This window comes from Comamonas sp. BIGb0124 (genome assembly GCF_003752175.1).
Taxonomy (GTDB): Bacteria; Pseudomonadota; Gammaproteobacteria; order Burkholderiales; family Burkholderiaceae_C; genus Comamonas_F.
Map to the genome: position 1 here is coordinate 186,205 of NZ_RJVF01000016.1, position 18,412 is coordinate 204,616.

Sequence of the window (18,412 nt, forward strand, 5' to 3'; positions counted from 1 at the left end):
CAATGCCAGGGCGGGGCGTCCGGCTATGCGGCCGTTTCCTGCTCGTTACCGTTTCCGGATACGAGATGTTGCTTTTGTCCGCCAGCCCCGGGCGGGCGCGGGCATTCGGGCGCCAAATGAATCGGGTAAGCTCAGAAGATTGCTATGACTTATTCGCTCAATACTCTCAATTCCGATGCGGCACACCACGCCACCCGTGGACTGGCCCGTTATGCGCAGGAGCTGGGCTTGCTGTTCGGCCTGATCGGGCTGGTGTTCTGGGGGCTGGCGCTGGCCAGCTACAACCTGACCGACCCCGCCTGGACGACGTCGGGCAACGGATCGCCCACACGCAACTGGGGCGGCGGCATCGGTGCCTTTCTGGCCGATGGCAGCTATGCGCTGCTGGGCCTGTCGGTCTGGCTGTGCTGGGCGGCAGGCATGCGCAGCTGGATGGCCGCGCTGGCGCGCTGGATGCGCGGCGGCGTGCCCGAGGCCGGTGAACCGAGCCCGCGCCTGCGCCGCCTGAGTTTCTGGAGCGGGCTGGTGCTGCTGGTCGTGGCCGGTACGGCGCTGGAGTGGTCCCGCCTGTATCGACTGGAAGGCCTGCTGCCCGGAAACGCCGGTGGCGCGCTCGGTTACGTCGTGGGGCCGTTTGCGCAGAAATGGCTGGGCTTCAACGGCGCCGGGCTGCTGTGCATCGCGCTCATGGTGCTGGGGCTGGCGCTGGTGTTCCGTTTCTCCTGGGGCCGTGTGGCCGAGAAAGTCGGCGGCACGCTCGAAGGCGTCTTCACCCGCGTCAAGCAGAAACGCGAAGTCAAGGCCGACCTGGCCGAAGGCAAGCGCGCAGCACGCCAGCGTGAAGTCACGGTCCAGGAAGAGCGCATCGAGATCGAGCAGCACCATGTGGCCCCCGTGTTCATCGAACCCGCGCCGCTGGATGTGCCGCGCAGCGACCGTGTGGTCAAGGAGCGCCAGAAACCCTTGTTCCGCGAGATGAGCGACAGCAACCTGCCGCAGGTCCACCTGCTCGACGAGGCACAGCAGCGCCAGGACTCGGTCGCCCCCGAGACGCTGGAGATGACCAGCCGCCTCATCGAGAAAAAGCTCAAGGACTTCGGCGTCGACGTCCGGGTCGTCGCTGCGGCTCCCGGTCCGGTCATCACCCGCTACGAGATCGAGCCGGCCACCGGCGTCAAGGGCTCGCAGGTCGTCAACCTGGCCAAGGATCTGGCCCGTTCGCTGTCGCTGGTTTCCATCCGCGTCATCGAGACCATTCCGGGCAAGAACTTCATGGCGCTGGAACTGCCCAACGCCAAGCGCCAGACCATCAAGCTCAGCGAGATTCTGGGTTCGCAGGTCTACAACGAGGCCAAGTCCATGCTCACCATGGGCCTGGGCAAGGACATCGTCGGCAACCCCGTGGTGGCCGATCTCGCCAAGATGCCGCACGTGCTGGTGGCCGGTACCACCGGCTCGGGCAAGTCGGTGGGGATCAACGCCATGATCCTGTCGCTGCTCTACAAGGCCGACGCCAAGGACGTGCGCCTGCTCATGATCGACCCCAAGATGCTGGAAATGTCGGTCTACGAAGGCATCCCGCATCTGCTCGCGCCTGTGGTCACCGACATGAAACAGGCGGCCAACGGACTCAACTGGTGTGTGGCCGAGATGGAACGCCGCTACAAGTTCATGAGCAAGGTGGGGGTTAGGAACCTGGCCGGCTTCAATGCCAAGATCGACGAGACCAAGGCCCGCGGCGAGTTCATCTACAACCCCTTCAGCCTCACGCCCGAAGACCCCGAGCCGCTCGAGCGTCTGCCCCACATCGTGGTCGTCATCGACGAACTGGCCGACCTGATGATGGTGGTGGGCAAGAAGATCGAGGAACTGATCGCCCGCCTGGCCCAGAAGGCCCGTGCGGCCGGCATCCACCTCATCCTGGCCACGCAGCGGCCCAGCGTGGATGTGATCACCGGTCTGATCAAGGCCAACATCCCGACCCGCATCGCCTTCCAGGTCAGCAGCAAGATCGACAGCCGCACCATCCTCGACCAGATGGGCGCCGAAGCCCTGCTGGGCATGGGCGACATGCTCTACATGCCCAGCGGTACGGGTTTTCCCATCCGTGTGCACGGCGCCTTCGTGAGCGACGAAGAGGTGCACCGCGTGGTGACCTACCTCAAGGAGCAGGGCGGCGAGCCCAACTACATCGAGGGCGTGCTGGAAGGCGGCACGGTCGATGGCGAGGACGGCGAGGGTGCAGCGGGCGAGGGCGGCGGAGAAGCCGACCCCATGTACGATCAGGCCGTGGAGGTGGTGCTCAAGCACCGCAAGGCCAGCATTTCGCTGGTGCAGCGCCATCTCAAGATCGGTTACAACCGTGCCGCACGCCTGGTCGAGGACATGGAGCGCGCCGGGCTGGTCAGTTCGATGAGCACGAGCGGCCAGCGCGAGATCCTGGCGCCCAACCGCAACGAGTGAGGCGCGGGCCGGGCCGTGGGGTCCGGTGGCGGTCTCCCGAGCGGGTTGTTGCGTGCTTGTCCTACGGCCCGCTTTGCGCCGGACGGGAACCGGATACGGGCGGCACGGCTCGAAAGCCCATGGCCCCGCGCGCCGCCGGCCGCCTGGCGTGTTGTGCGCCGGGACGGCTGGCGCCAGCGAACCGGGGCCACCACAAGTTGTTGTATGAAGACAGGAATCCGCATCCGGGGTGCCGTGGGCGCCCGGCGGCCTGTACGCTAGGAGTCAAGCATGCATTTCTGGACCCGCAGCCTCGTGTCCTGCCTTTTGGCCGGGGCAAGCTTTGCCGGTATCGCGACGTCCGCCCAGGCCGACGGCCTCCAGAGCCTGTCGCGTTTCGTCGAGTCCACCCAGGGTGGAAAGGCCTCGTTCACCCAGGTCGTCACGTCGCCGCCCAAGGACGGACAGGCCGCGCGCCAGCGCAGCTCCAGCGGGACCTTCGAGTTCCTGCGGCCCAACCGTTTCCGTTTCGACTACACCAAGCCGTTCGAGCAGAAGATCGTCGCCGACGGCCAGACGCTGTGGCTGCACGACATCGACCTCAACCAGGTCACGGCCCGCCCCCTCGAACAGGTGCTCAGCGGCACGCCGGCCGCCGTGATCGCCAGCGCACGCAACCTCGACGGCCTGCGCCAGAACTTCGAACTGCGGGCCATTGCCGCGCCCGCCGGCGCTGCGGCCGGCACCGAATGGGTCGAGGCCACGCCCAAGGGCAACGATGGCCAGATCCAGAACATCAAGGTCGGCTTCGCCGGCGAACAACTGGCGGCACTCGACATCCTCGACAGCTTCGGCCAGCGTTCGCTGATCACGTTCACCAACCTGCAGACGCAGCAGTTGCCGGCAGCGGGCGATTTCGCCTTCAAGCCGCCTCAGGGCGCCGACGTGGTCCGGCCCTGACCGGGCAGCCCGGCGTGCGCGGATCGTCCGATCGCGCCGTCTGCTCCTGCTGCATGCACCACCCCTGAAGGGAGAGCCCCGCCATGCGCACCATCGTTGTCCTGCTCGTCGCCGGTCTGCTGGGCTATCTGGCCTGGCCCTGGCTGGGGCCCCGCATCGACCATGCCGTCTACGCCCTGCGCCTGAGCATGAGCGAAGCCCCCGTGCGGGTGGCCGTGCCGGTCGAAGGCGTGGGCCGCCGCGGGCTGGTCGACACCTGGGGTGCGGCCCGCAGCGAAGGGCGCACCCACCAGGGCATCGACATCTTTGCCCGGCGTGGCACGCCCGTGATCGCCGCCACCGAAGGCCTGGTGGCCCGCATCGGCGAGAACCGCCTGGGCGGCACGGTGGTGTGGGTCTACGGGCCGGGCCGCCAGCGCCATTACTATGCACACCTCGACCGCGTGGCCGAAACGCTGGAGACCGGCGACCGCGTGGCCGTGGGCGACGTGCTGGGTTATGTCGGCAACACGGGCAATGCGCGCGGCACGCCGCCCCATCTGCACTATGGCATCTATGCCATGGGCGGCGCCATCAATCCTTATCCCCTGCTGATCGCCCCCGAACCGGCGGCATCACCCGTCAATCCCGCGGCCACCGGCACGGCTGCCGAGCCGGTTTCCTAGGCTCTCGCGGTTTTGCCCAACGGCATTCGACGCCCGGCAAGGCGCGCTGGCGCTTTCCGATTCGATATAAAGCACCCATGCGCATCCATTTCCCCTCAGGCTCGATGCCGTCTCCGGCCTCGCCAGGCAACGGCGGCCGTGTCCTGCCCTTCCTTCCGAACATGCCGACACAGGAGGCCCGCCATGGCTGACCTCTTCGAGACCGCGCCGACCGCACCGCTGGCCGAGGCCCTGCGTCCCAAGACGCTGGACGAGGTCATCGGGCAATCGCATCTGATCGGGCCGGGCAGGCCGCTGCGGCTGGCGTTCGAGTCCGGCAAGCCTCATTCGATGATCCTGTGGGGGCCGCCCGGGGTGGGCAAGACCACGCTGGCGCGGCTCACCGCCCAGGCCTTCGGCTACGCGTTCATTGCGCTGTCGGCCGTCTTCGCGGGCGTCAAGGACATCCGGGCGGCGATGGAGCAGGCCGAGCACAACCTCGCGCAGGGCAAGAAGACCATCCTGTTCGTCGACGAGATCCACCGCTTCAACAAGAGCCAGCAGGACGGCCTGCTGCCCTTTGTCGAATCCGGCCTGGTGACCTTTGTCGGCGCAACCACCGAGAACCCCTCGTTCGAGGTCAATTCGGCCCTGCTGTCGCGTGCCCAGGTCTATGTGCTGCAGGCCCTGAGCGATGCCGAATTGCGCCAGCTCGTGGTGCGTGCCCAGCACGAGGTGCTGACCCACCTGCAACTGGACGATGCGGCTGCCGACACCCTGGTGGGCTACGCGGATGGCGACGCCCGGCGTCTGCTCAACCTGGTCGAGCAAGCCGACACCGCCGCGCGGGCGGCCGGCGTGATGCGGGTCGACGCCGCCTTCCTCGAGCAGGCGCTGACGCTCAATGCCCGTCGTTTCGACAAGGGGGGCGACAACTTCTACGACCAGATCTCGGCGCTGCACAAGTCGGTGCGCGGGTCGCATCCGGATGCCGCACTCTATTGGCTGACCCGCATGCTCGACGGCGGTGCCGATGCCCGTTACCTGTCGCGCCGCATCGTGCGCATGGCCTGGGAGGACATCGGCCTGGCCGATCCCCGCGCCATGCAACTGGCCAACGATGCCGCCGCGACCTTCGAGCGTCTCGGCTCTCCGGAAGGCGACCTGGCCCTCGGCCAGGCCGTCATCTACCTGGCCATCGCACCCAAGAGCAATGCGGGCTACAACGCCTACAACCAGGCCCGTGCTTTCGTCAAGAAAGACAAGTCGCGCGAAGTGCCCGTGCATTTGCGCAATGCCCCCACCCAGCTCATGAAAGAGCTGGGCCACGGCAAGGCCTACCGTTATGCGCACGACGAGCCCGAGGCCTATGCCGCCGGCGAGACCTATCTGCCCGAGCACATGCCCGAACCGGGCTGGTACCGGCCGGTGCCACGCGGTCTGGAACTCAAGATTGCCGACAAGCTGGCCCATCTGCGCGCGCTCGACGCGCAGGCCCGCGAATCGGACGGCGAAACGTGAACCGGGCTTGCCCGGGGGCGCGCCTCAGACCAGCTTGTAGGCCCGGATGCGCACGGCCTGCCGCTGCGGCCGCAGGCTTTCGAGCGTGCCGACGATCACCAGCCGATTGAGCCAGGCATAGGGCCCGTCGGGCGCACTGAGCTCGATCACCGAGCGGGCGTAGCGTGCGCCTTGCGCCGGCTGGTCGATCAGCACGCGGTTGCGCACCGTGAGGATGGCGCCGTCGTGCGTCTGCATGTCATAGAGGGCATCGAGCTGCCGCACGCCGTCGGTTCGGATCAGCTGGCGGTCGGCACCGCCGGCCAGCACCCGGCCGCGCAGGCCCGGGCCTTCGAACTGCCCGCCCGTGATCGGCACCATGCGCCGCTCGCCCAGCGGCCCCTGGCCGAGCGCCATGTTGTCGGCGATGTCGACCTGTGCTTCATACAGGAACTCGGTGATGGGCCGGCCGTCCGCAGGGGAGGCGGCAGCAGCGGGTGTCTGTGCCAGCGCCGGCAGGCCGCAGCCGGCGCCCAGCAACAGTGCGCCGCCCTGGCGCAGCAGCCTGCGGCGAGCAGGGACGACGGGAATGGCGAAAGGCATGTCGGGGTCTCCTGGTTTTTCGGGGTTGGACGGTCGGTTGCTTGTACTGGCCATCTGACGGGGTTTGCACAGAATTGGTGCTTTTTGTCGGCTCCTTGATTGATGATTATCTGTAAGTTTTATTCTGCTTTTATAGGGATAAACGATGGATTATTGATTTCATTGAATAATCAATAAGTCACAGTTTGTCCTGAATCGTTAATCACTTGAACAGGTGAAATGGCCCGATGAACTCGCCGTCACGTGCGCTGTGGGGTCTGGCTAACGCGGGAAACACCTGAGTCACGCACCACTTTGGGAGGCGCCGCGCTCGGGTATCGTGCAAGCGGGGTTTCAGGTGCCCGCCGCGACGGCGTCCGGTGGCGGGATGCGATTTTTCCCGGTCGAAGCCAAAGCTGGCTGGTTTTTTGCTTTGAAGCATCAAGCCGGTTGAAGTGCAGGGTGGCCGGCTTCAGCCCTGTTCCATCCATCCCGCTGATACATCAAGCGACGAGGAGTGTTTCGATATGGACATCCTGCTTCAGCAGGTCATCAATGGCCTGGTTCTGGGCAGCATGTACGCTTTGGTGGCATTGGGCTACACCATGGTGTACGGCATCATCAATCTCATCAACTTCGCGCATGGCGAGGTCTTGATGGTCGGGGCGCTCACGGCCTGGAGCGTCATCATCGGCATGCAGCAGGCCTTTCCTGCCCTGCCGGGGTGGACCATCCTCATCCTCGCGGTGGTGGTGGCCTGCGTGGTCTGCGCGACGCTGAATTTCACCATCGAGAAGCTGGCCTACCGGCCCTTGCGCAACTCGCCCCGGCTGGCGCCCCTGATCACGGCCATCGGCATGTCCATCCTGCTGCAGGCACTGGCCATGATCATCTGGAAACCCAACTACAAGCCGTTCCCGTCGCTGCTGCCGGTCGAGCCGTATTTCATCGGCGAGGCCGTGATCACGACCACGCAGATCCTGATCCTCGCCACCACGGCGGTCACGCTGACCGTGCTGCTGTGGGTGGTCAACCGCACCAGCCTGGGCCGTGCCATGCGCGCCACCGCCGAGAACCCCCGGGTGGCCGCGCTCATGGGCGTCAAGCCCGACACGGTCATCTCCGCCACCTTCATCATCGGCGCGGTGCTGGCCGCCATCGCCGGCGTCATGTGGGCCGCCAACTACGGCACGGTGCAGCACACCATGGGTTTCCTGCCCGGTCTCAAGGCCTTCACGGCCGCCGTCTTCGGCGGCATCGGCAACCTGGGCGGTGCGGTCGTCGGCGGCATGCTGCTCGGCCTCATCGAGGCCATCGGCTCGGGCTACATCGGCCCGCTGACCGGCGGCATCCTGGGCAGCCACTACACCGACATCTTTGCGTTCGTGGTGCTCATCATCATCCTGACGCTGCGTCCGTCCGGCCTCATGGGCGAACGTGTGGCCGACCGCGCCTGAGCGCGAAGGAATCGACTTCATGGACAAGAAAAAAATCGGTCTCTACGCAGCCGGCATCGTGGCGGTGCTGGTGCTGCCGCTGATCCTGCAGAGCTTCGGCAACGCCTGGGTGCGCATCGCCGACACCGCGCTGCTGTATGTGATCCTGGCTCTGGGCCTGAACATCGTGGTGGGTTATGCGGGCCTGCTCGACCTGGGGTTCGTGGCGTTCTACGCGGCCGGTGCCTATCTCTTCGCCCTGATGGCCTCGCCCCATCTGGCGCAGACCTTCGCGGGGTTCGCGGCCCTGTTTCCCAATGGCCTGCATACCTCGCTGTGGGTGGTGATTCCGCTGGCCATGGCGCTGGCCGGTTTTCTGGGGGTGCTGCTGGGGGCGCCGACGCTCAAGCTGCGCGGCGACTACCTCGCCATCGTCACGCTGGGCTTCGGCGAGATCGTGCGCATCTTCCTCAACAACCTCGACCATCCCTACAACATCACCAACGGCCCGAAGGGGCTCAACCAGATCGATTCGATCCACATCCTCGGTCTGAATCTGGGACGGCCGTTCGATCTGTTCGGCTACACGATTCCCTCGGTCACGCTGTATTACTACCTGTTCCTGTTCTTTGTGGTGCTGACCATCGTCATCTGCTATCGCCTGCAGACCTCGCGTGTCGGCCGCGCCTGGATGGCCATCCGCGAGGACGAGATCGCGGCCAAGGCCATGGGCATCAACACCCGCAACATGAAGCTGCTGGCCTTCGGGCTGGGGGCGATGTTCGGGGGGGTCGCGGGCAGCATGTTCGGCGCCTTCCAGGGTTTTGTCTCGCCCGAATCCTTCTCGCTGATGGAGTCGGTGATGATCGTGGCCATGGTCGTGCTGGGCGGGCTGGGGCATATCCCGGGCGTGATCCTGGGCGCCGTGCTGCTGGCCGCGCTGCCCGAGATCCTGCGGTATGTCGCGGGCCCCCTGCAGGCCATGACGGACGGCCGCCTCGACGCCGCCATCCTGCGCCAGCTGCTCATCGCGCTGGCCATGATCAGCATCATGCTGCTGCGCCCGCGCGGACTGTGGCCGTCGCCCGAGCACGGCAAGACGCTGATCAAGAAAGGCACACCGACCGGCAAGGCGCCTCCTGCCGTGTCGCCCACCCAGGCCAGCGTGCTGGCCGCACCCGGTCCCACGCAGCCAGGAGGCCATCCATGAGCGACATCGTCCTGAACGTCAAGGGCATCTCCAAGCGCTTCGGCGGCCTGCAGGCGCTGAGCGAGGTCGGGCTGCTGATCCGGCCGGGCCAGGTCTATGGCCTGATCGGACCGAACGGGGCCGGCAAGACGACCTTCTTCAACGTCATCACCGGGCTCTACACCCCCGACAGCGGCAGCTTCGAACTCGCCGGCGTGCCTTACGAACCCAGTGCAGTGCACGAAGTCGCCAAGGCCGGCATCGCGCGGACCTTCCAGAACATCCGTCTGTTCGCCGACATGACGGCCCTCGAGAACGTGATGGTGGGCCGCCATGTGCGCACCCGCAGCGGTGTCTGGGGTGCGATCCTGCGCACGCCGGGCTTCCGCGCCGAGGAGCGCGCGATCGCCGACCGCGCGCAGGAACTGCTCGACTACGTGGGCATCGGCAAGTTCGCCGATTACAAGGCCCGCACGCTGAGCTACGGCGACCAGCGCCGGCTGGAGATCGCACGCGCGCTGGCGACCGAACCCAAGCTGATCGCGCTCGACGAGCCCGCAGCCGGCATGAACGCGACCGAAAAGGTCATGCTGCGCGAGCTCATCGATCGCATCCGCAAGGACAACCGAACCATCCTGCTCATCGAGCACGACGTCAAGCTGGTGATGGGCCTGTGCGACCGCGTGACGGTGCTCGACTACGGCAAGGTGATCGCCGAAGGCACGCCGGCCGATGTGCAGAGGAATCCCAAGGTCATCGAGGCCTACCTGGGCGGCGGGCACTGACCGGCAACGGCCGGGTGGCAAGACGACGGACGTGACGACAGACGATACGCTGCGGCGGAAAGTGGCACAGACATGGCAAGCAGTTTGCTCAAGGTGACAGGCCTCCAGGTGGCCTACGGCGGCATCCAGGCCGTCAAAGGCATCGACTTCGAGGTGCGCGAGGGAGAACTCGTGACCCTCATCGGCTCCAACGGCGCGGGCAAGACCACGACGATGAAGGCCCTGACCGGCATGCTGGCGGCGCAGGGCGGCGACATCGAGTACCTCGGCCAGAGCACGCGCGGCAAGGGCTCGTGGGATCTCGTCAAGCAGGGCCTGGTGATGGTGCCCGAGGGGCGGGGCGTCTTCACGCGCATGACCATCACCGAGAACCTGATGATGGGCGCCTACCTGCGCAAGGACAAGGCCGGCATCGCCGAGGACATCGAGCGCATGTTCGTGACTTTCCCGCGCCTGCGCGAACGCAAGGACCAACTGGCCGGCACCATGTCGGGCGGCGAACAGCAGATGCTGGCCATGGGCCGCGCGCTCATGAGCCAGCCCAAGGTGCTGCTGCTCGACGAGCCCTCGATGGGGCTGAGCCCCATCATGGTCGAAAAGATCTTCGAGGTCGTCCAGCAGGTCTCGAGCCAGGGCATGACCGTGCTGCTGGTCGAGCAGAACGCCAAGCTGGCCCTGCAGATCGCCGACCGCGGTTACGTGATGGAGTCCGGACTGATCACCATGACGGGCTCGGGCCAGTCCATGCTCGACGATCCCAAAGTGCGCGCCGCCTACCTCGGCGAGTGAGCGTCCGGGCCGTCCGGCCGCCTGGCCTCGAGAGGCCTTGACCGGTCCGGCACCTCTTGCGGCCGGTGAGCCGTGCACGCCTTTTTCAAGCCTGTTTCACGTGTCCTGCACGCGTGCCCTTGTCGCCTGGCCATCCATGCGCGAGGTCGCCCGGAGCGCTCCGCGCGCCCGGTTCGACCCGGCAGCGCCTCCGCATCGTTGGTTTTTGACCGACAGCCTTGGCCCTTCGTAGTATCCGCCGCAAGGGGGTGCAGGCGCGATGGCGCATGCCTGAACGAAGGTCCGGCCATCCCGGGTCCTTGCGTGTCGCGCCTCCCGTCCGGATCCATCATGGCAGCGCCTGCCGGCGCGCGACAGGGAGGTCTCATTGCCGTCGTTCATTTCCGCGCGTGTCCGTGCGTATGCCGCTTCGCGCCTGCGGCTGGGCATCGATGTCGGCGCCTCCGGCCTCCGGCTGGTGGCGCTGGCCCACGACCGTCGACAGGGCTGGACCGTGGTGCACTGCGCACACGCCGCCCTGTCGGCCAGGCCGTCGACCGCGCTGCCGGACGAGGACAGCGACGCGCATGCGGCCGATGCCGCCGGCGCCTTGCGGCGCTTGCTGGCGGCCCTCGGTTGCGGGGCGCGCCAGGCCGTGCTGGCCCTGCCCTGGGCCCGCATTCAGTTGTTGCGCCTCGAGCGGCCTGCGGGGCTGTCCGGTGGCGCACTCGCCGCCCACCTGCTGGCCCAAGCCAGGGCCCGCCTGGACTATCCGCTGGACCTGGCCTGCACGGATTTCGACGAGCGCGCGGTCTCCCGGCCCGAGGCCGCCGACCTCTGGCTGGTGGCGGCGCGGCGCGCGTTGCTGATGGACCGCATCGCACTGGCCGCCGCGGCGGGGCTCGACGCCGTCGCGGTCGATGGCGACGTGTTCGCGGCATGCCGTGCTGCCGAGCGGGTGTGCCGCGATCCGCAACTGTGGACCGCTGCCGCTGCCGCTGCCTCCGTGCCTGTGCCTTCGGTCCTGGTCGATCTGGGGTGGCGCGAGATCCGGCTGCTCCCCCTGGCCGAGGCCGAGTGGGGCCGCTCGGGCAGCCAGGCCCTGCCCGGACCGGCCTGGCTCGAACGCCTGGCGCAGGCCGGCCACTGCACCACCGACGAGGTCGCCCAGCGCATCGAGGCCGGCGACTGGCGCTCGGCAGAGAGCGTGGCCGGCCAGCAGGTGGTCCATGATCTGGCCGCCGCCATTGCCGCGTTGCTGGCGGCATCCGCCGTGCCGTCCGGCGGGGCCGTGTGGCTGTCGGGCGCAGCGGCGGCGCTGCCGCTGCTGCCCTCCGCGGTCGAGGCCGCCACCGGCTGCCGCTGCCGGGTGCTCGATCCCTTCGCCGGCATGACCGTGGCGGCGCAGGCCGGGCTGTCCCGGGTGCCGGGCGCCTCCGCCGCCTATGCCGTGGCCTGCGGCCTGGCGCTGCACGGCACGCGCGGCGCATGACGACATCGTGCTTCAACCTGCTGCCGCATCGCACCTGGGCGCGGCGGCGGCGTCAATTCACGTGCGCCTGGGCGGCGGGCCTGTCCGGGCTGCTGAGTCTGGGGCTCGTCGCCGCGTGGGCCTGGACCTGCGAGTCCCGGCTGGCGGGCTGGCAGCGCGACAACGCCCATCTCGAACGCGCCATCGCAGCCCTGGATGCCGAGCTCGCGCAGCGCACGCAACTGAGCACCGAGCTGGCGGCGCTGCAACTGCGCCATCGGGGGCTGGTCCGGTTGCAGGCCGAACGCCGGCGCCCGGCCCTCCTGCTGCAGGAGCTGTCGCGGCTGCTGCCCGAAGGGGCCGGCTTCACCCGTGTGCAGCAGTCCGGCAAGGCCATTCACCTGGCCGGACGGGCCCGGTCGAACGGCGAGATCTCGCAACTGCTGCGCGCGCTGGGCGACAGCCCGTGGCTGGCCGAACCGCGCCTGGGCGAGATCGTCTGGACGCGGGGGCCGTCCGTCGACGGCCGAGCGACGCCGGTGGCCGTTTTCCAGTTGAGCGTGCAATGGCGCGATGCGCCGCTGGACGACCGCATGACCCCGGAGCCCGAAACATGACGCCCGCCGCCCCCGGCCGTCTCCAGCGCTGGCGGCAGACGCTGGCCGGACTGGACCGTGCCGATCCCTGGAGCTGGCCCGTGCTGCCGCGGCGGGTGCTGGGTCTGGCCGTGTGTCTGCTGGCCGGCCTCCTGGTGCTGCTGGGCGGCTGGCTGTTCTGGATTCACGAGATCGAGGCGCAGCAGGCCGACGAGCAGAGCCGGCATGCCCGCCTGCGCGCCGACTACAGGGGAAAGGTGGCGAAGGCCCGCGAGCTCGGCGAACTGCGCCGCGAGGGGCGGGCCGCACTGGGCAGCCTGGGTCTGCTCGAAGGCCGTTTGCCCGCGAGCTCGGACATGGAAGCCCTGCTGGCCGAAATCAACCGTGCCGGACAGGCGCGCGGACTCGAGTTCCTGCTCTTCAAACCCGGGCTGGCCAGCCGGCAGGGCGCCTGCACCGAGCAGCCCGTGGCATTGCGCGTGGCCGGTTCCTACCCCGCGCTCGGCGCATTCGTGGCCGATGTGGCGGGCGTGGCGCGCATCGTCACGCTGAACGACCTCGGCCTTTCCCGCCAGGCCGGGGGGCAACTGCTTCTGGACGGCATGCTCCGCGCGCTGCATTGTCCCTTCGAGCGCGACGGGACGGAAGCCGGTCCGGCGGGCGACCTGGCCCGGCATCGACACGCTCAGCTTTTTGCCGAGCCTGCCGTCACCCTCCCGGCTGCACCGTCCGCTCTTGCGGATCGGCCCGGGCCCGAGCTGCAGGCCTGGATGGCCGATGTCGCCCGGCGGCCGCTGGCGGATGCCCGGCCGAAAGCAGCGGCGATGCCGCCGGGCGAAGCCGAGCCCGAGCCGCCCGTCCACGCCGCGTTCGAGACACGCGACCCTTTCGATCCGGCTCGTCCGGGTGTCGATGCAGCGGGTGGACCGGCCGAAGCCGGCGAGCCCGGGCCATCCGCGCGCATCAAGGACGTGCTGGAGGCCTTTCCTCTGAGTGCCATGACGATGGTCGGCACGCTGCAGCAGGGGACGAGGCGGGTGGCGCTGATCCGGGTCGACCGATACGTCCACGCCGTGCGTGCCGGTCAGCGGCTGGGCTTGAACCAGGGGCGCGTGACCCAGGTGCTGGGCGACCGTGTCGAGTTCGTCGAATCCATTGCAGACGGCCGGGGCGGCTGGCTGGCGCAGCCGGCCATGCTGCACCTGACCGCCCGGCAGCCCGGGCCTTAGCGGGTGGATCTCGATCCAGCCGCCTGTTTTTTGACACACGGTTTTTGACACAAGGAATACACGTGGCGAATCTGCACGAGCGTCTAGACGCTGGGCGAAACCGGGCTGTGCCGGCCCTTCGGGGGCGGTTCGCCGGCCTCGCTATTCCAGGCCTGGCGCGTGGACTGTGGGCACGGCTGGCGTGCGATTTCGGCATGGGGCTGCGGGGCGGTTTCGGTCTGGGTCTGGGGCTGTGCATGGGGCCGTTGGCGCAGGCCGAGTCACGGACGCCGCCCCCACCCCTGTCGCCGGGCCTGGCCACCCCATCTCACCCGGCGGATCCGGCTTCGTCTCATGCCGCACGCCATTCCGGCGGGGCCCGGGGCGAGCCCTTGAGCCTGAATTTCCAGGCCATCGACGTACGGGCCGCGCTGCAGGTCATTGCCGATTTCACCGGGCTCAATCTTGTCGTTTCCGATGCGGTTTCGGGTGAACTCACGCTGCGGCTCCACGCAGTGCCCTGGGAGCAGGCGCTCGATGTCATCCTGCGGGCGCGCGATCTGGGCATGCGGCGCGAGGGCAGCGTGCTGTGGATCGCCCCGCGCGCCGACATGCAGGCACGCGACAAGGCCGAGCTCGACGCCGCCGCGGCCCAGCACGAGCAGGGGGCACTGGCGACCGAGGCCTTTGCCCTGCATTACGCCAAGGCCTCCGACATCGCGCTGCAGTTGGGCAGCGGCAGCGGGGGCGCCGATTCGCCGCGCCTGCTTTCGCGCCGGGGCAGTGTGGTCGCCGAACCGCGGACCAACCAGATCTTCGTCACCGATGTGGCGCGCAAGCTGCGCGATGTCGAGGCGCTGCTGGCCAGGCTCGATGTGCCGGTGCGCCAAGTGCTGATCGAGGCCCGCATCGTCGAGGCCAACGAGACCTTCGGCCGCTCGCTCGGGGTGAGGCTGGGCGGGGCGCTGCTGGCCGGCGGTCAGGGTGGGCGAGGACTGGCCCTGGGGGGCGACTACAGCCAGGTGCGTCAGCTGGCCGGCGGCCAGGGCGGCGCGGGCGACGGCGCGGCATTCGTCAACCTGCCGGCCGCCAGCGCCACGGGGGCCAGCGTCGCCGCATTTGCACTGTCCATTTTTGGTTCAGGGGCCCAACGCCTGCTGACGCTGGAACTGTCGGCGCTCGAGGCCGAAGGGCAGGGGCGGGTGGTCTCCAGTCCGCGGGTGGTCACGGCCGACCAGAGCAAGGCCCTGATCGAGCAGGGCACCGAGATCCCCTATCAGCATGCAACGTCGAACGGCGCCACGGCCGTCTCGTTTCGCAAGGCCCATCTCAAGCTCGAAGTCACGCCGCAGATCACGCCGGAAGGCCACATCATCATGGAGCTCAGCGTCAACAAGGACAGCATCGGCCAGCGCACCGACAGCGGCCTGGCGATCAACACCAAGCACGTGCGCACCCAGGTGCTGGTCGAGGACGGCGGCACCGTGATGATCGGCGGCATCTACGAAATGCTCGAGCGCCAGGATGCCAGCCGGGTGCCGCTGCTCGCCGATCTGCCTGTCGTCGGCGGGCTGTTCCGCAACAGCGTGCGTTCGACCAGCAAACAGGAAGTCCTGGTCTTCGTCACGCCCCAGGTCATCGCGCAGCCGCGCGCACGGGCTGCAGCGTCAAGGATTCCCCCGGACGAAACCCGGCACCGGGGGACATTAGAATGAGCGGCCCATTTGGGTACTACCTCCACTCCATCCGTGCGCCCGCCCGCTCAAGACACCACTCACACCATTGCCCTGATCGGTCTGCCCGGCTCGGGCAAGTCGACGCTCGGACGGCAACTGGCACGCCGTCTGCGCGTCGGGTTCGTGGATTCGGACCATGTCATCGAGGCCCGCATCGAGTGTTCGATCCGGGACTTCTTTGTGCGGGAAGGCGAGTCGCGGTTCCGCGATGTCGAACAGGAGGTCATTGCCGAGCTCTGCCATGGCAGGCCCGGTGTGCTGGCCACCGGCGGCGGCGCGGTGCTGCGCGAGGCCAACCGCCAGGCGCTGGCGACCCACACCCATGCCCTCTACCTGCGCACCGCACCGGAAGAACTCTACCGACGCCTGCGCAACGACACCGTGCGCCCGCTGCTGCAGACCAGCAACCCGCTGGCGCGCCTGCAGGAACTCTACGAAGCGCGCGATGCGTTCTACGCCGAAACCGCGCATTTCGTGATCGACACCGGGCGGCATTCCTCGCACCGGCTGCTCAACATGATGATCATGCAACTGGAGCTGGCCGGGGCGATCCCGCCCCAGCAGTCCACCATCGGCGGCTGAGCTTCGCTGCACGGCCGGCGGTCCGCCCGCTAAAACTCCTACACTAGAAGGCTATGTCGATACTGTCTTCCGCTCCTGCCGTTGCCCTTGCTGCCGCATCCGCCGTCCCGGCCGATGTTTCCGCCTCCGTCCGTCAGGATGTGCACATCGAGCTGGGCGACCGGGCCTATGCCATCGCGATCGGCAGCGACCTGCTGGGGCAGGCCGCGACCTACGAGGGCCTGCCGACGTCGAGCACGGCGCTCATCGTGAGCAACACCACCGTGGCCCCTCTGTACGGCGAGCGCCTGCGCCTGGCACTGGCCGGCCGCCACCGGCAGGTGCTGCTGGTCGAGCTGCCCGACGGCGAGGTGCACAAGAACTGGACGACGCTCAACAGCATCTTCGACACCCTGCTCGTGCACGGCGCCGATCGCAAGACGGTGCTGTACGCGCTGGGCGGCGGCGTGGTCGGCGACATGACCGGTTTCGCCGCCGCCTGCTACATGCGCGGCGTGCCCTTTGTCCAGGTGCCCACCACGCTGCTGGCGCAGGTCGACTCGTCGGTCGGCGGCAAGACGGGCATCAACCATCCGCTGGGCAAGAACATGCTGGGCGCCTTCTACCAGCCGCAGCGCGTGGTGTGCGACCTCGACGTGCTGCAGACCCTGCCGCCGCGCGAACTCAGTGCCGGACTGGCCGAGATCATCAAATACGGCCCCATCGCCGACATGGCGTTCTTCGACTGGATCGAGGCGCACATCGACGCACTGGTGGCCCGCGACCCGGCGGCGCTGGGCCATGCGGTGCGCCGCAGCTGCGAGATCAAGGCCGACGTCGTGGGCCAGGACGAGCGCGAGTCCGGCCTGCGGGCCATCCTCAACTTCGGCCATACCTTCGGCCACGCGATCGAGGCCGGCCTGGGCTATGGCGCCTGGCTGCACGGCGAGGCCGTGGGCTGCGGCATGGTCATGGGGGCCCATCTGTCGCAGCGGCTGGGCCTGGTCGACGCACCCTTCGTGGCACGGCTGACCCGGTTGGTCGAACGTGCGGGCCTGCCCGTGACCGCGCCCAAGCTCGGTGTGGAACGCATGGTCGAGCTGATGCGACTCGACAAGAAATCCGAGGCCGGCGAAATCAAGTTCGTGGTCATCGAAGAGCCGGGGCGCGCCGGCGTGCGCACGGCACCCCATGCGCTGGTGGTCGAGGTGCTGCGGCACTGCGGCGCAGCCTGAACCCACAGCAGGTGAAACCGACCATGTCCTCGAACCTTCCACCTGCCGCCAGCCCGTCGTTTGTCCTGTCCGGTCTGTGGGATCGGCCCGGTCGACTCGCACCCTGGGCCTGCGATCCCGCGCGCAGCCGTGGCCGGCGTCATGCCGAACCCGATGCGCCGACCCGCACGCCGTTCCAGCGCGACCGTGACCGCATCGTGCATTCCAGTGCGTTCCGCCGCCTGGTCTACAAGACGCAGGTGTTCCTCAACCACGAGGGTGATCTTTTCCGCACACGGCTGACGCATTCGCTCGAAGTCGCGCAGCTCGGGCGCTCCATCGCCCGTTCGCTGGGCCTGAGCGAAGACCTGGTCGAAGCGGTGGCACTGGCGCACGACCTGGGCCACACGCCTTTCGGCCATGCCGGGCAGGACGCCCTCGACGAATGCATGACGCCCTACGGCGGGTTCGAACACAATCTGCAGAGTCTGCGTGTGGTCGATCGGCTCGAGGAGCGTTACCCGGCCTACGACGGCCTCAACCTCTGTTTCGAGACCCGCGAAGGCATCCTCAAACACTGCTCGCGCACCAATGCCGAGCACCTCGAACGGCTGGAGCCGAACGGCGTCGCACGCCGGTTCCTTGACCGGACCTCGCCCAGCCTGGAAGCCCAGTTGACCAACCTGGCCGACGAGATCGCCTACAACGCGCACGACATCGACGACGGCGTGCGCTCCGGCCTGCTGAGCCTGGAGCAGATGGAGGAGGTCGAGCTGTTCGACCGCCACCGCCGCTCCGCCCTGGCCGAGTTTCCGTCGCTGAAGGGCAAACGCCTGCTGTACGAGACCATCCGCCGCATGCTCAGCGCCCTGGTCTACGATGTGCTCGATGCCACCCAGGCCCGCTTGCACGAGGTGCAGCCGCGCACCCTCGACGACGTGCGGGCCGCCTCGCCGATGGTGGCTTTCAGCGCCGAGACGCGGGCGGAGTGCGTGGCGCTCAAGCGGTTTCTGATGCGCAACCTCTACCGCCATCCGCAGGTCGTCGAGACCATGGGGCGCGCCAAGCAGGCCATGCGCGAGCTCTTCGAGATCTACCTCGCCGATCCGCAGCAGATGTCGCCCGACTACGCCGGCCGCGACGACACGCTCGGCGGTCTGGGCGAAGCGGGGGGCGGCAAGCCGAGGGTGGTTGCAGACTACATCGCCGGCATGACCGACCGCTACGCGCTGCACGAGTACCAGCGCCTGACCGGCCGCGCCGCGCTGCGCGACTGAGCCTGTTCGGCCGACCCGGGCGCGGGCCCAGGGTCAGGCTGCG

General features: G+C 68.2%; 16 protein-coding genes. 15 read left to right on the top strand and 1 reads right to left on the bottom strand.

All coding sequences use genetic code 11. From position 1 onward, the window contains the following. The first annotated feature begins 144 nt into the window (after positions 1-144). From EC845_RS21800 to EC845_RS21815, 4 genes are all read left to right on the top strand, one after another. Entirely contained in the window at positions 145-2,463 is a 2,319-nt protein-coding gene (locus EC845_RS21800) for a DNA translocase FtsK (protein ID WP_123300543.1), read from the top strand. Positions 2,464-2,733: 270 nt separating this feature from the next. Beyond that, positions 2,734-3,402, top strand: coding sequence for an outer membrane lipoprotein chaperone LolA (gene lolA, locus EC845_RS21805; RefSeq protein WP_123300545.1), 669 nt, complete (start codon positions 2,734-2,736; stop codon positions 3,400-3,402). Positions 3,403-3,485: 83 nt separating this feature from the next. Continuing rightward, the gene (locus EC845_RS21810) at positions 3,486-4,067 is read left to right on the top strand and encodes a M23 family metallopeptidase (RefSeq protein WP_123300547.1); all 582 of its coding nucleotides are present in this window, start codon (positions 3,486-3,488) and stop codon (positions 4,065-4,067) included. Positions 4,068-4,250: 183 nt separating this feature from the next. Further along, positions 4,251-5,567 carry a replication-associated recombination protein A gene (locus EC845_RS21815; protein ID WP_123300549.1) on the top strand — a complete coding sequence of 439 codons (1,317 nt, stop codon included), beginning with the start codon at positions 4,251-4,253 and terminating at the stop codon, positions 5,565-5,567. A 24-nt stretch (positions 5,568-5,591) separates the two neighbouring features. Here the strand turns inward: EC845_RS21815 and EC845_RS21820 are convergent, their stop codons facing one another. Beyond that, on the bottom strand, positions 5,592-6,149 hold the full coding sequence (locus EC845_RS21820) for a DUF3237 domain-containing protein (protein WP_123300551.1): 558 nt from the start codon (positions 6,147-6,149) through the stop codon (positions 5,592-5,594). Between the two features lie 506 nt (positions 6,150-6,655). On the opposite strand from EC845_RS21820, the gene EC845_RS21825 reads away from it, so the two are divergent. The 11 genes from EC845_RS21825 to EC845_RS21875 all read left to right on the top strand — a co-directional run bounded on the left by EC845_RS21825 (position 6,656) and on the right by EC845_RS21875 (position 18,369). Then, entirely contained in the window at positions 6,656-7,585 is a 930-nt protein-coding gene (locus EC845_RS21825; RefSeq protein WP_123300553.1) for a branched-chain amino acid ABC transporter permease, read from the top strand. 19 nt (positions 7,586-7,604) lie between these two features. After that, positions 7,605-8,774, top strand: coding sequence for a branched-chain amino acid ABC transporter permease (locus EC845_RS21830; protein WP_123300555.1), 1,170 nt, complete (start codon positions 7,605-7,607; stop codon positions 8,772-8,774). Further along, complete coding sequence (locus tag EC845_RS21835) at positions 8,771-9,538, top strand: ABC transporter ATP-binding protein (RefSeq protein ID WP_123300557.1); 768 nt, start codon at positions 8,771-8,773, stop codon at positions 9,536-9,538. Before EC845_RS21830 ends, EC845_RS21835 begins: the two co-directional genes overlap by 4 nt. A 72-nt stretch (positions 9,539-9,610) precedes the next feature. Then, positions 9,611-10,327 (top strand): ABC transporter ATP-binding protein, encoded by a 717-nt coding sequence (locus EC845_RS21840; RefSeq protein ID WP_123300559.1) that lies wholly within the window; start codon positions 9,611-9,613, stop codon positions 10,325-10,327. A gap of 367 nt (positions 10,328-10,694) precedes the next feature. After that, positions 10,695-11,798, top strand: a complete 1,104-nt coding sequence (gene pilM / locus EC845_RS21845) for a pilus assembly protein PilM (protein ID WP_158615752.1) — start codon at positions 10,695-10,697, stop codon at positions 11,796-11,798. Continuing rightward, positions 11,795-12,394, top strand: a complete 600-nt coding sequence (locus EC845_RS21850; protein WP_123300564.1) for a PilN domain-containing protein — start codon at positions 11,795-11,797, stop codon at positions 12,392-12,394. Before pilM ends, EC845_RS21850 begins: the two co-directional genes overlap by 4 nt. Further along, positions 12,391-13,602, top strand: a complete 1,212-nt coding sequence (locus EC845_RS21855; RefSeq protein WP_158615753.1) for a pilus assembly protein PilP — start codon at positions 12,391-12,393, stop codon at positions 13,600-13,602. Before EC845_RS21850 ends, EC845_RS21855 begins: the two co-directional genes overlap by 4 nt. 62 nt (positions 13,603-13,664) lie before the next feature. Continuing rightward, positions 13,665-15,296 (top strand): type IV pilus secretin PilQ, encoded by a 1,632-nt coding sequence (locus EC845_RS21860; RefSeq protein ID WP_233598218.1) that lies wholly within the window; start codon positions 13,665-13,667, stop codon positions 15,294-15,296. A 33-nt stretch (positions 15,297-15,329) separates the two neighbouring features. After that, complete coding sequence (locus tag EC845_RS21865) at positions 15,330-15,899, top strand: shikimate kinase (protein ID WP_233598219.1); 570 nt, start codon at positions 15,330-15,332, stop codon at positions 15,897-15,899. Positions 15,900-15,952: 53 nt separating this feature from the next. After that, positions 15,953-17,113, top strand: coding sequence for a 3-dehydroquinate synthase (gene aroB / locus EC845_RS21870; RefSeq protein ID WP_123300570.1), 1,161 nt, complete (start codon positions 15,953-15,955; stop codon positions 17,111-17,113). An 11-nt stretch (positions 17,114-17,124) separates the two neighbouring features. Then, positions 17,125-18,369, top strand: a complete 1,245-nt coding sequence (locus tag EC845_RS21875) for a deoxyguanosinetriphosphate triphosphohydrolase (RefSeq protein WP_370451370.1) — start codon at positions 17,125-17,127, stop codon at positions 18,367-18,369. Positions 18,370-18,412 lie beyond the last annotated feature (43 nt).

Excerpts from the sequence above, each read along its gene's own strand:
- EC845_RS21800 (WP_123300543.1), top strand. The coding sequence starts at position 145 with ATGACTTATTCGCTCAATACTCTCAATTCCGATGCGGCACACCACGCC.
- lolA (WP_123300545.1), top strand. The coding sequence starts at position 2,734 with ATGCATTTCTGGACCCGCAGCCTCGTGTCCTGCCTTTTGGCCGGGGCA.
- EC845_RS21810 (WP_123300547.1), top strand. The coding sequence starts at position 3,486 with ATGCGCACCATCGTTGTCCTGCTCGTCGCCGGTCTGCTGGGCTATCTG.
- EC845_RS21815 (WP_123300549.1), top strand. The coding sequence starts at position 4,251 with ATGGCTGACCTCTTCGAGACCGCGCCGACCGCACCGCTGGCCGAGGCC.
- EC845_RS21820 (WP_123300551.1), bottom strand. The coding sequence starts at position 6,149 with ATGCCTTTCGCCATTCCCGTCGTCCCTGCTCGCCGCAGGCTGCTGCGC.
- EC845_RS21825 (WP_123300553.1), top strand. The coding sequence starts at position 6,656 with ATGGACATCCTGCTTCAGCAGGTCATCAATGGCCTGGTTCTGGGCAGC.
- EC845_RS21830 (WP_123300555.1), top strand. The coding sequence starts at position 7,605 with ATGGACAAGAAAAAAATCGGTCTCTACGCAGCCGGCATCGTGGCGGTG.
- EC845_RS21835 (WP_123300557.1), top strand. The coding sequence starts at position 8,771 with ATGAGCGACATCGTCCTGAACGTCAAGGGCATCTCCAAGCGCTTCGGC.
- EC845_RS21840 (WP_123300559.1), top strand. The coding sequence starts at position 9,611 with ATGGCAAGCAGTTTGCTCAAGGTGACAGGCCTCCAGGTGGCCTACGGC.
- EC845_RS21850 (WP_123300564.1), top strand. The coding sequence starts at position 11,795 with ATGACGACATCGTGCTTCAACCTGCTGCCGCATCGCACCTGGGCGCGG.
- EC845_RS21855 (WP_158615753.1), top strand. The coding sequence starts at position 12,391 with ATGACGCCCGCCGCCCCCGGCCGTCTCCAGCGCTGGCGGCAGACGCTG.
- aroB (WP_123300570.1), top strand. The coding sequence starts at position 15,953 with ATGTCGATACTGTCTTCCGCTCCTGCCGTTGCCCTTGCTGCCGCATCC.